Here is a 12,895-nt window from a genome sequence, read left to right on the forward strand (position 1 = left end):
TGGAGGTTACCTTTCTAAAAAGCCTCTGCGAACCTATTTTGCGCGCTCTGATACCATGGTTTCACCGATTGGGACCAAGGCATCCGAGGAGCAGTGTTATATGGGAACTTATCATAGTACACGAGGACGCACTTTATCGTGCTCAAGTAAGGTGGCAATCCGTACCGGCATCGCTCCCGACGGGGGTTTGTTTGTCTCGGACGAGCTCGGCACCCAGCAGGTCGATATCAGCTCGCTTGCAGATAAATCGTACTTTGAAATCGCTCAAGATGTGTTGGGAATGTTACTGAATGATTACACGGCCGAAGAAATTTCGGCGTGTGTCGACGAGGCATACCGCGGCACGTTCGCGAGTGAAGAGGTTACGCCGCTCGTCAAACTCGACGCCGCGCCGGGCGCTGACGCCCCCCAGACCTATGTGATGGAGCTCTTTGGCGGTCCCACGAGCGCCTTCAAGGACGTCGCCCTGCAGATGCTCCCCCGCCTCATGGCCCGCACTTCCGCCAAGGACGGCGGCGCTGAGCGCATCATGATCGTCACCGCCACGTCGGGCGACACCGGCAAGGCCGCGCTCGCCGGTTTTGCCGACGCTCCGGGCACGGGCATCACCGTCTTTTATCCCGAGGGCAAGGTCAGCCGCGTCCAGAACCTGCAGATGTCCACGCAGGAGGGCAACAACGTCGCCGTCTGCGGTATCCGCGGCAACTTTGACGACGCCCAGAGCGCCGTCAAGCGCATCTTTGCCGATAAGGAGCTTGCCGAGCGTCTGGAGGCCGCCGGCACGGTGCTTTCGAGCGCCAACTCCATCAACGTCGGCCGCCTGGTACCGCAGGTCGTCTACTACTTTGCCGCCTATGCGCAGCTGCTGCGCGCCGGCGCCATCGAGGCTGGCGACGCCGTAGAGTTCTGCGTACCGACCGGCAACTTTGGCGATATCTTGGCCGGCTACTACGCCAAGCGCATGGGTCTGCCCGTCGCCAAGCTCGTCGTGGCGAGCGACAAGAACAACGTACTTGCCGACTTCCTGACTACCGGCGTCTACGACCGCAACCGTCCGTTCTTCACGACCATCTCGCCGTCGATGGACATCCTCATCAGCTCCAACCTCGAGCGCATGCTCTACTTCCTGTCCGATGGCGACTGCGAACTCGTTGCCGGCCTTATGGAGCAGCTGGCACAGACTGGTCGCTACGAGGTTCCCGCCGACCTGCTGGCAAAGATTCAGAGCATCTTTGGCTGCGGTTGGGCCAGCGAGGACGAGGTCCGCGCTGCCATCAAGAGTTGCTGGGATGCGAACGGCTACGTGATCGACCCGCATACTGCTTGCGGCTATCACGTCTTTGAGCAGGTCGCTCCCGCCGAGGGTGCCAAGGCCCGCGTGCTGCTTTCGACCGCAAGCCCCTACAAGTTCCCGCGCGCCTGCTGCGACGCCCTGGGCCTCGACGTTCCCGAGGATGATTTTGAGGCTATGCGCGTACTCGAGCAGGCCACCAACACGGTCGCCCCGAGCCAGCTCGCCGAACTCGAATCCAAACCCGTCCGCTTCGAAGACGTCTGCGACGTCGATGAGATGGCAAGCTACGTCGAGTCCGCAGCAAAACGAATGAGTGCCAACTAGATCCCTTATTAAGCGCCGGCGAAAGCCGGCGCACCTTCTTTTTATTTAGCTTTCGGGATGATGACGAGCATGCGAGCGGGTCTGGCCGTTTAGTTCGTCGCGAGTTCCGCACGAGCCGGAAAGCACTTAATGTGCTTTCCGAGCGAGCCAGGACTGCCCGAGCAGCGAACTAAACGGCCAGACCCGCCCAGGAGGACCCACATGATCAAAATCACCGTCCCAGCAACCAGCGCCAACCTAGGCATCGGCTACGACACCCTCGGCATGGCCGTCAGCCTCTACTCGCACTTCACCTTCGAGCGCGCCGACAAGCTCACCATCACGGGCTGCCCCGAGGAGTTCCAAAACGAGAATAACCTGGTCTATGTGAGCTTTGTCGATGCTCTGGCCGCGTGGGGCGAGCCGGCTTTCCCCGTTGCCATCGACATTCAAACCGACGTGCCCGTCGCCCGCGGCCTGGGTTCCAGCTCCACCTGCGTCGTCGCCGGCATCATGGCGGCCGCCGCGCTGACAGGCCACACCGTCGACCGCGCCGAACTCGTCCGCATCGCCACCGAGGTCGAGGGCCATCCCGATAACGTCGCCCCCGCTATCCTGGGCGGCGCCGTCTGCTCCTTTACGCCGACCGATTCGCTCCCCCAGTGTCTGCGCTACGAGGTGAGCGATCGCTTGCGTTTTATTACCGTGATTCCACCTTACGAGGTGCACACGAGTGAGGCGCGCAAGGTCGTGCCACAGGAGATTCCGCTCTCCACCGCCGTGTGGCAGATGGGCCGCATCGCGGGCATGACGCGCGGCCTGGAGACCGGCGACCTTGACCTGATTGCCGCCGCCAACGACGACCGCATCCAGGAGCCCTATCGCCGCCGCCTCATCCCCGACTACAACGCAGTGCGCGACACCTGCCTTAACGGCGGCGCTAAGACCATCTGGATTAGCGGCTCGGGCTCGACCCTCATGGCTGTGACCGACGACACCATCGTGGCAAAGTTCCTACAGGTCAAGCTGCGTGAGCAGTTCCCCAAGTGTGATACGCATATCCTCACGTGCGACACGGAAGGCGCCCAGATCGAATACCTGTAGCGCCCTGCCTCATTGCTCTCACCGGTCCCCTTGGGGCTTCCCCTGAAAACGTCCTCGATCATGAATTGCCCCGTCGTGCGCTTCGCGCGACGGGGCAATTCGATCTGCGGATTGTTTTCAGGGGAAGCCCCAAGGGGACCTGCGCAGCCTCGACAGGATAGTCGCATTCAATGATTTAATCTTGTGCTCCAACGGAGCCACAGACGAGAGGCCTTCGCGCTGCGGAATAATTTTGAGGGGAACACCCCGACCATCCCTGCGTTTACCTTGCTGAGGATGTCTACAGGGACCCACGCTTTGAAGGGGCGCCGGGCAGATAGGGGCTTTTTAGGTTACATAATAAACTGTTAATCTATGCTACTATTTAACTAGGCATCGCAGTATGGAGGTGGTCAAAGTGTTACGCACACTCAAAGCTTCGTTTTTCCTCTCGATACTTTTGATATTACCGATATGTTTCTCGTTTAGCCCTTCGACTGCTTATGCTGCAGAAAGCGATGCTGTCGCAATTTCTGGCGCAACCCAAGATTTTGATTTAACGAAAGGTCCCGAGCAGTCTCATCAAATCAAGCTTAAGGATGGGACCGTTGCAGTAATAGGAATTAAAAAAACCAATGAACCCAGCCTGATATGGGACAGTTACTACAACAACGCATCTGGAACTTGGACTATCTATTACAACAGTCCTTTTATTTATCGCGAATTCAAGATCAAGATAGCGAACTCGCTCATTACCAGCGCTTGGGGACAAAACTATACGACTATCGGCTGTACGGTAACTAACGAGTCCTTTATATGGAACTCGAAACAGGCGACATATCGACTCAACTATGAATCGATGGGGATGACGTCCGGTATCGCCGTGTTGCAAGCGACCATGGAAGGCAGCACGCTCCACACCTATGCAAACTAGACTCACATCAATTGAGGAAGTTCAATGATCCCAATTCCTGCACGCTCAGACATTATGATCGCTCTCGTTTGGATTCTCGTCGGAGTGCTTATTTGGCGTATCTGCAAATGGGTTAAAAACAAGAAATAGTTGATAAAACGTATATGCCATTTATGCGATGCTTGGGGCCGTTAAATCGGCCCCTATTTCTATAGCTTTTCAAGCAGCAGTCACCCATTTGGAAGTCGCAACGCCATTCATACGATTTCGGCCCTTTAAGCCGCTATCTATTGGTAGGGACTCTTGCTGGTAAGGAGCGCTTACTAGATACAAACCTTGGCAATATATTGGTTTACGCTGCGCTTGTTTCTTTGTATTCGAAGACTGGTTCTAGGAGGTCTTCGATGTTACAGTGGAGGGCTTTTGCTATAGCTCTTACGGTTGTTACCGAGGCTTCATTGATGTTTCTCTGGCGCTGCTCGTACATTTGGATTGAGCGGAGCGATACGCCTGATTCGTATGCCAGGTCTTGTTGGGTTTTCTTAAGCTTCTTTCTTGCTAACGCAAGTTTTGTTTGCCTGGACGCTTTCTTCGCCATATCGCAGACGAGGCGAGCCACGCGTTCCTCCGAGGCTTCGTGCCAGGGGTAGTACAGACTGCGCAGCGCATCAAATGGAACGACATGCAGCAAATCTTCGAAAGACTCTCCTAGGCGCCACTGAAGGTATGCCAATATCCAGCCTGTCCAATATTCCGGTGTCTTTTCGAATCGGTAGGTTCGATTTGGCATCGGCCTTGATTGATAGCCGGACCTTTCGGCAATGAGCGCGAACAGCTCAACGCCCGATTTTCCCGACACCACCCATGCGTTGCCGCGTTCAAACTCGCGGGCTACGCCGCTCAGGCAAAAGAGTTCAGCGACCTCGGACCCTTCCGCTCCATAGTCGTTTACGGCATAGTCAAAACAGTCGCCGAGGTTGCTCATTGCGTCCTCAAGGTAATAGACGGGATATGTTCTACTCGGTCCACAATCCGTCAACTCTTGGATCATCTAAATCAACCCTCCCTGCCATCAAATCCCTAATGTCGACACCATCAGAGTCAAATCCGTTTACCGTATCCAGATACTTACGTCGAGCGTTCTGTTCTTGCTCAAATCGTTTGGGATAAAACTCGGCTCCCGAGGCCTGCTTCCAGTCGCGGAACCTGATCGCCGAGAACGCGCGCTCACTCATAAGCGCATATTGGATACCTAGGTCTCCTAAAAAACTATCACTGAGGTGATACAGATAGGGACTTTTGAAAGGTTAGGCCTGATTAGAGGCAAGCCTCGGCGATGCGGCGCTTGAGCTCGTCGATGCCGGCGCCGGTTTGGGAGCTTGTGATGATCACGTTCTCGGCAGGGACGTTGAGCTGCTTTTTGATGGCTGCTGCCTGGCGGGCCTGTTGGGTGCGGCTGAGCTTGTCGGCCTTGGTGAGGCAGACGATAAAGTTGAACTCGTTGCCCTGCAGGTAGTCGATCATGTCATGGTCGAGTTTACTGGGATCGTGGCGAATGTCCACCAGCGATACAACCAGGTTAAAGCTGCGCTCGGAGTCGAAGAAGTCGCCGATGAGCTCGGCCCAGCGGTCGCGCTCGGCCTTGGAACGGCGAGCGAAACCGTAGCCCGGCAGGTCCACAAAGTGCACGTCGTCGGCCTCGAAGAAATTGATATTGCTCGTTTTGCCCGGCGTGCTCGAAACCTTGACGAGGTTCTTGCGGCCGAAGAGCTTGTTCATGATGGAGGACTTGCCCACGTTGGAGCGGCCCACAAAGCTCACCTCGGGACAGGTGGACTCGGGGATCTGCGAAACCTTGCCATAGCTGGCGACGAACTTGGCAAGCTGGTAGTTAATGGAATCGGCCATGGACACTCCTTGGTCGTAGGTTCTTACAAAACGGGCGTGCTATTGCGCGGCGGCGATACGACGAACGATGTCAAGCGTGATGCCGCTCGCGGTACGGGCGTACTCATCCAGATCGAACTCGCGCTCGCAAAACGCGTCATATGCCTCGTCACAATTATCGCTGATAGCGCGCAGCACTAGGCAATCGACACCATTCTTGGCCGCGATGTGCGCAATTGCCGCGCCCTCCATCTCGACGCAATCGGCACGCGTGGCCTCAATCGCAGCGTTACGCATGGCGTCACCCGTAACAAAGCGGTCACCCGTGGCGATAGTGCCACACAGGAACTGCTTGGAGTCCTTCTTCGCAGAAGTCTCATCCGCCGAGGCATCCACAAATCCATGCTCGGCAAGCACGGCGGCGGCAACATCAGCCAACGCCGGCGTCGAGACAAACTCCTCGAGCCCCGGCGCGGACTCGGCGATGAGTGCCGTATCGGTATCCAGATAGCGCAGGCACTTGCCTATAACCACGTCGTTAATATGCAGTTTAGGGTTTAGGCCTCCCGCGATACCCGAAAACACAACGGTCTGCGGGGCGTATTTGCTGATGAGATGCTGCGTTGCGGCAGCGGCGTTCACGGTACCCATGCCAGCGGTCGTGGCGACCACCGTCAGACCGTCAAGCTCGCCGCTCACAACGGTCAAGCCCGCCTCCTGCGCCTCATGCGTGCCACTCAGCTCTTCTTTAATCTGCGCAACCTCTTTTTCGAGTGCGCCTATGATCGCGATGGTTGCCATGCCATCCCCCAAATCCGTGCAAATTGCTTATCCACGGTATGGTACCAGCATTTTGGTTCTTTCACTTTTTACGAAGTCGCTAGGCCAACGAGGACCGCACATCATAGAGCGCCTTTGCAATCGCGGCCACAGCCTCGCTCGACTGGTCGCTCCACGGCATCGACGTCATGATGCTCATAACATAGCTATGGCCGTCGACGTCGATCAGTCCGGCATCACATGTCGAATAGCAACCGTCCTCGCTGATCCAGCCTGCCTTGTTGCGCACCGAGACCTGATCGTCCGCAATGCCATCGCGAATAAACGAGCGCGATGTTGATGCCAGAAGGCCCGACAACCACTGTGAAGTCTCGGTATCCGTGCTCAGATACTCGCTCATCTCACGCCATAACCTAGCAGAAGTGCGCGGGCAATAGGTGGGAAAATCACTCATCGGATCGAGCGCGGTATCGTAATCGATGCCAAGACTGACAATCCAATCCTCGTAACCGGCATGGTCAAACGCCGCACGTAACGCAATAAACGAATCGTTGTCCGAATTAACGACCGCGGCCTCGATTAGGTCGCGCACCGTCTGCCAGCCCATGTTATAGCCACCATAGGTGCCAAGGGAATCATCAAGTGAGACCTGGCCCGTCTCGACCAGAGATTCGCAGATGTACAACGCATAGAGCGCCTTGTAGCTACTCGCGCCGTAAACCTCGACATCGGCGTTATACGTCACGCCCTTGCCGCTCGACAAATCGTAAAACACCACGCCCACATCGCCGAATTCCTGGGCCTGATCAAGGGCATCTTGGAGTGCGGCGAGGCTCTCATCCTCCAGGGCGGGGATCTGGTCATCAACCAATGAGAAGGTCTGCACGGTATCGCCTGAGGGAATATCGTTAAAGTCCGCCTTCGAAAGCCTCGTCTTAAGGCTCGCTGTCGACAGGGTTTGACTTGCGGTGGCTTTAGATTCAGAGACCTTTTTGTTTTGCGTCTGTACCGTTGACGCATCTGAGTGTGCCATTCGCTCCGACGCGTAGGTTTTGGCGGTAATTCCGAGGATAATAACCGCCAACGTTAGCATCCCAACGGCGGCAATCTTCGTCACGCGGATGCGAACGTCAGCGAGGCCACGCGAAGGCGTGCCCTTCGTCTCATATCTGCTGCCATGCTGCGGCACATACTCGTCCCGCGATGCGTTGCTTCGCACGTGGTCTCCTGACTGCTACCGTTTATATACGAGCAGCATAATACCGAGCAGGCATTTCTTTCCAAAGATATTCAGCGGCGTTTAAGGTGTCTTTAAAGAAACCACAAGCGTATTTATCCAAATGGCACGATTCTGTTGCGTATCTCTGTCCAAAACGCAGTTGCGGTGGAATAGTTCCTGTTTGGGCGGCATAAGCCGAAAAACAAGAACTATTCCACCGCAACTTGACAGGGCTCTTTGGCAATCAACTTGGTGCCCAGGGGCACTCATTTAAGTCTGTCCCCAATGAGTGCCCTTGGGGAGCAGAATGGCTCGCTAGCCGATAGCGTTTTTGAGTTCCGCGCGGCGCTTTTTCATGCCCGTCATGACGGCGCTGCGCAGCTCGGGCATGCGCGCGGTATCCATCTGTGGAACGCCCTCGAGCTTATAGGGAATGCCCAATTGCTCGTACTTGACGACACCCATCGTGTGATACGGCAGCATTTCCAGGCCCACCACGTTGTGCCACGGGGCGATGAGGCGGCCGAGCGCCTCGCACTCCTCAACCGTATCGGTAATGCCCGGCACCACCACGTGGCGGATAACGACCTTAATCTTGCGACGCGCGAGCTCATCACCAAACGCCAGAATGCGTGCGGGATCGCAACCGGTCAGCTTTTTATGCTCGACGGGGTCGGCGTGTTTAATGTCGAGCAGCACCATATCGGTCTCGTTGAGCACGGCATTGAACTTCTCGGGATGCGCGGGGTCAAACGCATAGCCGCAGCTATCCAAGCAGGTATGCACGCGACCATCGGGGTTGTTGTGCATTGCACGGAACAGGTCGGCCAAAAACTCAGGCTGCAGGAGCGGCTCGCCGCCGGACACCGTAATACCGCCGCTGCGGTAAAACTCATGGTTGCTCTGGAACTCGTCCATCAGGTGCTCGACGGTCACCATGGTGCCGCCGTTAACCGACCAGGTGTCGGGGTTGTGGCAATACGCACAGCGCATGGGGCAGCCCTGAACAAACACCACAAAGCGAATGCCGGGACCGTCGACCGTACCCATCGTTTCAATCGAATGTACGCGGCCCAGGGCAAACGCGGAGTCCTCAGGACGAGCGTCCACACCCTCGAGCGTCATCTCTGCCATTCCCGCTACCTTGCCTCTCATTGGTTTTAGCTACATAAATGCCAGAATCATTCTAGCCCATACGTATGATGGCGAAACGGTTTAGCGGTCAATTGGGTTGTCCTATTTGACCCTACGCAAAAGCGGCGGGAAGGCTGTCGCAACCCGCCCGCCGCAGAGGCAATAGAAATCGATAGATGCCAGGCCTTACGCTTTAAGCGTGAGCACCGCACCGAAGGCGGTCGGGCCGCAATGGCTCGAGATGACGCCACCGACCTGAGTCCAGGTAACGTCCTTAAAGCCCAAGTCGTGCGCATAGACCTCCATGTCGTCGCGCAGCTCCTGGGAAAGGCCTACCGAATACGCCAGGCCAATGTGCGAGTAGTCGATCTCGCCCTTCGCAACCATGTGGTCAATAAAGGCGCGGGCGCATTTGAGCATAGAGCCGCGGAACTTCTTGGTCGCCACAAACTTACCGCCCGTTACCTCAATGCAGGGCTTAATCTTGAGCAGGTGGGCGCCCAGGAACGCGACGTTGGACAAGCGACCGCCCGCCTTAAGGAAGGCAAGGTCCGTAGGAACAAAACCCAGCAACACACGGTCCATGACGGAATTCGTAAATGCAAAGATCTCGTCGACGGTGGCATCGGGGTGAGCCTCGATGTATTTGGCGGTCTCGACGACAACGAGCGACTGACCCACCGAAACAAAACGCGTGTCCATGGAGAACACGTAGTCGCGCCCCTGGGCCGCAATCTTCGAGGACTGATGCGAACAGGTCGTGGCCTCAGAATACGCGAGATGCAGAATAGTCGCATCGGGCTGCTCGGCATGAATGCGGTCGTACACGTGAGCAAAATCCGCAGGCGCGCAGCCGCTGGTCTTGGGCATTACGCCAAACTCGTTGCAGCGCGAATAAATCTCGAGCGGATCGATCGAGCCGTCCTCGACGGTCTCGTCACCAATCGTGACATGCATGGGCACGCGCACGATGCCGTAGCGTTCGCAAAGCTCCGGCGTCACATCCGAACCAGACTCAACCACGATTACGTACTTGCCCATTATTATCACGACCCATCTCAACATTGGCTTTTCAATACATGGCACGCGCCGCCGCACTGTTGCACAACAGCGTCCAAGCGCCAAAGAGACGCCGCCCCTTGCACAACAAAGGACAGCGTCTCCCTGGAAAACTCCGTGCATCCTGAGATTCTACACGGTTTATTAAGGAGTGTTACTTATTCCACAAACGGTCGCTATATGCGGTAAGCGGTAGTTGGCCGCGACAACTGCGACACATTCCGTCCAGTAAATCCAATCGTGCTCCACGCACGGTTAATGCACGAGGCGGTAGAAATTCATCGATGCCGCACCCTCGGCGTGCAGCTCCATCGCCGGAACCGCCGGCGAATAGGTACGGCTCGTAAGTGCCGCCTCGCCGCCATTTGCAAAAATCTCGACCATCGTAGTGTCCGAAAGCACGCGTAGGTCGCGAAGCTCGCCGAGCTCAATCGACCTCTGGTCGCGCCCATAGCCTTCGTCACCCATATCGAGGGTAAGCATCCCGTCCGTATAACGCACAAAGACACCCTTGCGGATTTCGAGCTCGACCATCTTGGCGCCCTCGCAGGAAACCACAAGATCAAACAGGCGGCCCGGCTCCTCAACGGTTTCACCGCCTGTCGCGCGAACGCAGTCGCCGCGCATCCTCTCAATCTCGTGCGCCGGCTGCTGACAGAGCTTACCATCGCGCATGATCAGTTCTCTCGGCACCGTCAACGCGCACTGCCACCCGCGTGCCACTGTCGGGCTTTTTGCCGTCGCATCGGGGCAACCCGACCACCCGATCATCAAACGCCGACCCGCAGCATCCTCAAAGGACTGTGGTGCGTAGAAATCAAAGCCGGCATCGACCATCGGGGGCACGCCCTGCCCGGTGATCTTAAAACTCGGTGCCTTCCAATCGGCCTCGATGGGAAACCACACGCACTGGTGCGGATTGCGGTAACGCCAACCATCGGCGGACACGCCCTGCGGACAGCAAACGAGAATAAGCTCGCCATCAAGCTCAAACAGATCAGGGCACTCCCACATAAAGCCAAACTTCTCGCCCAGCTCAATGCGCGTCGCATAGCTCCAGCCCTCTAGATCGCGCGAAGTATAGACAAGCACACAGCCACGGTCGTCTTTCGTACGAGCGCCCAGAACCATGTAGTAGATACCATCGTGCTCAAGGATCTTGGGGTCGCGTACGTGCGTACCGATATCGTCGGGGTAATCGACCGGCCCAACAGCCACACGCTTCTTGCCCAATTCGTCGGGATTCTCGGCAACCATATGAATTTGGTTTTGCTCACGGCCCGTCAACACGTAGTCGTAATCATCGCGGTCAAAATGCTTGACGTTGCCGGTATAGAAGTAGTGAATCTTGCCATCACGTACAAAGGCAGAACCAGAATACGCTCCACTCGAATCCAAATCGGAATCGGGGAACAGCACGGGGCCGTGATTCTCGTACGTCACAAAATCCTTTGTCGTCAGATGGTTCCAAAGCACTGGACCGCCATGCGCAGCATCGAACGGATCGTATTGATGATAGATGTGATACGTATCACCAATCTGAACCAAACCATTGGGGTCGTTGAGCCAGCCAAGCTCAGGCTCCACATGGAACAAAAGCCTATCGGGGTCGGATGCGATGCGAGCCGCCGTCTCATCCTGTCCGGCACGCCACTGCTCATAGTCCGCGCGTGTCACCTTATTTTTTTGATTAAACATCGCCGTTGACTTTCTCGTCTATGGGAAAGGACGCTCGACTCGCACGAGCCGAACGCCCTTCCCCAAATGGACTTATCCGCACATTACGCTGAACGGCTCAACTAGAAGCTAACGTCGAAGCCAGCGCCAGCGCCCTCTTCATCGGTGGTCGGCACGCCCTTTGCCTTGTTGTAGGCAAAGATCAAGACGATCGGCACGATGAAGGCGATGAGATTGCCAGCCACATACCACACGAGCGTCTCGGGCGTGACGATGAGCAGGCCAAGCACGCCGGTCAGACCCTGACCGATGGCGCGCACCTCAAAGAGCTTCACGAAGGCACCGCCGCAGCCTGCACCGATGCAAGCGCAGATGAACGGGATGATCGAGTAGCGCATGTTTGCAGCAAAGATTGCGGGCTCGGAGATACCGACCAGCGTCGGGATAAAGGACGACATGCAGATGTTGCGCTCTTTGGAATGCTTCTTGTGAATGAGGTACATGCCGATGGCGCCGCCGCCCTGGGCGATGATGGAAACCGACCAGATGGCCTGGATGTAGTTGAAGCCAGTCGTGGCAACGAGGTTTGCCTCGATACCCTGGATGAACTGATGCGTACCGGTAACGACAAGCGGCTGCAGGAACGCGGCGAAGACAAAGGCACCAAAGACGCCCATCCTGTTGTACAGGATATCGATTACGCCGGCGAGGACGTCGCCGATCAGGTTGCCGAGCGGGCCGAACACGGTGAACAGGGCGACGTTAGCAAGAATCAGGGTAACGGTCGGGACAAAGACGAACGAAACGACCTCGGGGATGTACTTCTGGGCAATCTTTTCGACCTTGGCCATAAACCAGGCAGTCAGGATTGCAGGGAACACGCCACCCTGGAAAGCAACCATGGGAATGGAGAGCGGACCAAAGTTCCAGTACTCAGCACCCGTCGGGTCCATAACGAACGTGTTGCGGTTCATAAGGCTCGGGTGAACCATGACGATACCGACGAGGATGCCCAGAATCGGGTTACCGCCAAAACGCTTCACCGCGCTGTACATAACCAGGACAGGCAGGTAGTCAAACGTGGTGGCGATAATGGCAAAGAAGCTTGCGAGGTTCTTGAGGAACTCGCTGTGATCGGCAAGGCTGCCCTCCATGCCAAAGAGGCCGTTGGCAACGATCAGCGACTTAAGGCCGATGATGATAGCGGCGCCGACGAAGGCGGGAATGATGGGGATAAAGATGTCCGAGAATACCTTGAGGACCGAGAAGAACTTGCCCTTCTTGTCCGCCTCGGCGCCCTTGACCTCGGAAGCGCTGATCTCCTTAACGCCCGTCAGAGCCATAAACTCATCGTAGACCTTGTTGACGGTACCGGTACCGAAGATGATCATGAGCTGGCCGCTCATATGACCCAATCCGCTGTCAAGAGCCACAATGGCCCCGCCGACCGCTTGCAATCGGTCGGCGGAGCCTGCCGTTAACCCGTCCCGGTCCGCCCCCGGCATGTCATCGACGCCTTCGGCTCAGTCTCATATCCGCGGATACC

11 protein-coding genes are annotated in these 12,895 nt (G+C 56.7%); 3 read left to right on the forward strand and 8 right to left on the reverse strand.

What is annotated here, in order from left to right; all coding sequences use genetic code 11:
* Positions 1-100: 100 nt before the first annotated feature.
* The 3 genes from thrC to AAA069_RS08135 all read left to right on the forward strand — a co-directional run bounded on the left by thrC (position 101) and on the right by AAA069_RS08135 (position 3,614).
* Positions 101-1,618 carry a threonine synthase gene (thrC, locus tag AAA069_RS08125; protein WP_349128060.1) on the forward strand — a complete coding sequence of 506 codons (1,518 nt, stop codon included), beginning with the start codon at positions 101-103 and terminating at the stop codon, positions 1,616-1,618.
* A gap of 201 nt (positions 1,619-1,819) precedes the next feature.
* Positions 1,820-2,701 (forward strand): homoserine kinase, encoded by an 882-nt coding sequence (gene thrB / locus AAA069_RS08130; RefSeq protein ID WP_006234874.1) that lies wholly within the window; start codon positions 1,820-1,822, stop codon positions 2,699-2,701.
* Between the two features lie 382 nt (positions 2,702-3,083).
* Positions 3,084-3,614: a DUF5626 family protein gene (locus AAA069_RS08135; protein WP_195233986.1), complete on the forward strand. Its 531-nt coding sequence runs from the start codon at positions 3,084-3,086 to the stop codon at positions 3,612-3,614.
* A gap of 331 nt (positions 3,615-3,945) precedes the next feature.
* On the opposite strand, the gene AAA069_RS08140 is transcribed toward AAA069_RS08135, so the two are convergent.
* The 8 genes from AAA069_RS08140 to AAA069_RS08175 all read right to left on the reverse strand — a co-directional run bounded on the left by AAA069_RS08140 (position 3,946) and on the right by AAA069_RS08175 (position 12,782).
* Complete coding sequence (locus AAA069_RS08140) at positions 3,946-4,644, reverse strand: helix-turn-helix transcriptional regulator (RefSeq protein WP_349128061.1); 699 nt, start codon at positions 4,642-4,644, stop codon at positions 3,946-3,948.
* A 266-nt stretch (positions 4,645-4,910) separates the two neighbouring features.
* Positions 4,911-5,501, reverse strand: a complete 591-nt coding sequence (gene yihA, locus AAA069_RS08145) for a ribosome biogenesis GTP-binding protein YihA/YsxC (protein ID WP_260699380.1) — start codon at positions 5,499-5,501, stop codon at positions 4,911-4,913.
* Between the two features lie 39 nt (positions 5,502-5,540).
* Positions 5,541-6,281, reverse strand: a complete 741-nt coding sequence (gene mtnN / locus AAA069_RS08150) for a 5'-methylthioadenosine/S-adenosylhomocysteine nucleosidase (RefSeq protein ID WP_349128062.1) — start codon at positions 6,279-6,281, stop codon at positions 5,541-5,543.
* 79 nt (positions 6,282-6,360) lie between these two features.
* A complete protein-coding gene (locus AAA069_RS08155; RefSeq protein WP_349128063.1) occupies positions 6,361-7,146 on the reverse strand; it encodes a serine hydrolase in 786 nt (261 codons plus the stop codon).
* 648 nt (positions 7,147-7,794) lie between these two features.
* Entirely contained in the window at positions 7,795-8,613 is an 819-nt protein-coding gene (pflA, locus tag AAA069_RS08160) for a pyruvate formate-lyase-activating protein (RefSeq protein WP_349128064.1), read from the reverse strand.
* Positions 8,614-8,799: 186 nt separating this feature from the next.
* Positions 8,800-9,654 carry a DegV family protein gene (locus AAA069_RS08165; RefSeq protein ID WP_349128065.1) on the reverse strand — a complete coding sequence of 285 codons (855 nt, stop codon included), beginning with the start codon at positions 9,652-9,654 and terminating at the stop codon, positions 8,800-8,802.
* Positions 9,655-9,927: 273 nt separating this feature from the next.
* On the reverse strand, positions 9,928-11,370 hold the full coding sequence (locus tag AAA069_RS08170; RefSeq protein WP_349128066.1) for a glycoside hydrolase family 32 protein: 1,443 nt from the start codon (positions 11,368-11,370) through the stop codon (positions 9,928-9,930).
* A gap of 101 nt (positions 11,371-11,471) precedes the next feature.
* Positions 11,472-12,782 (reverse strand): PTS transporter subunit EIIC, encoded by a 1,311-nt coding sequence (locus AAA069_RS08175; protein WP_349128067.1) that lies wholly within the window; start codon positions 12,780-12,782, stop codon positions 11,472-11,474.
* Positions 12,783-12,895: the final 113 nt, after the last annotated feature.

Source organism: Collinsella sp. CLA-SR-H006 (assembly GCF_040097075.1).
Lineage (GTDB): Bacteria > Actinomycetota > Coriobacteriia > Coriobacteriales > Coriobacteriaceae > Collinsella.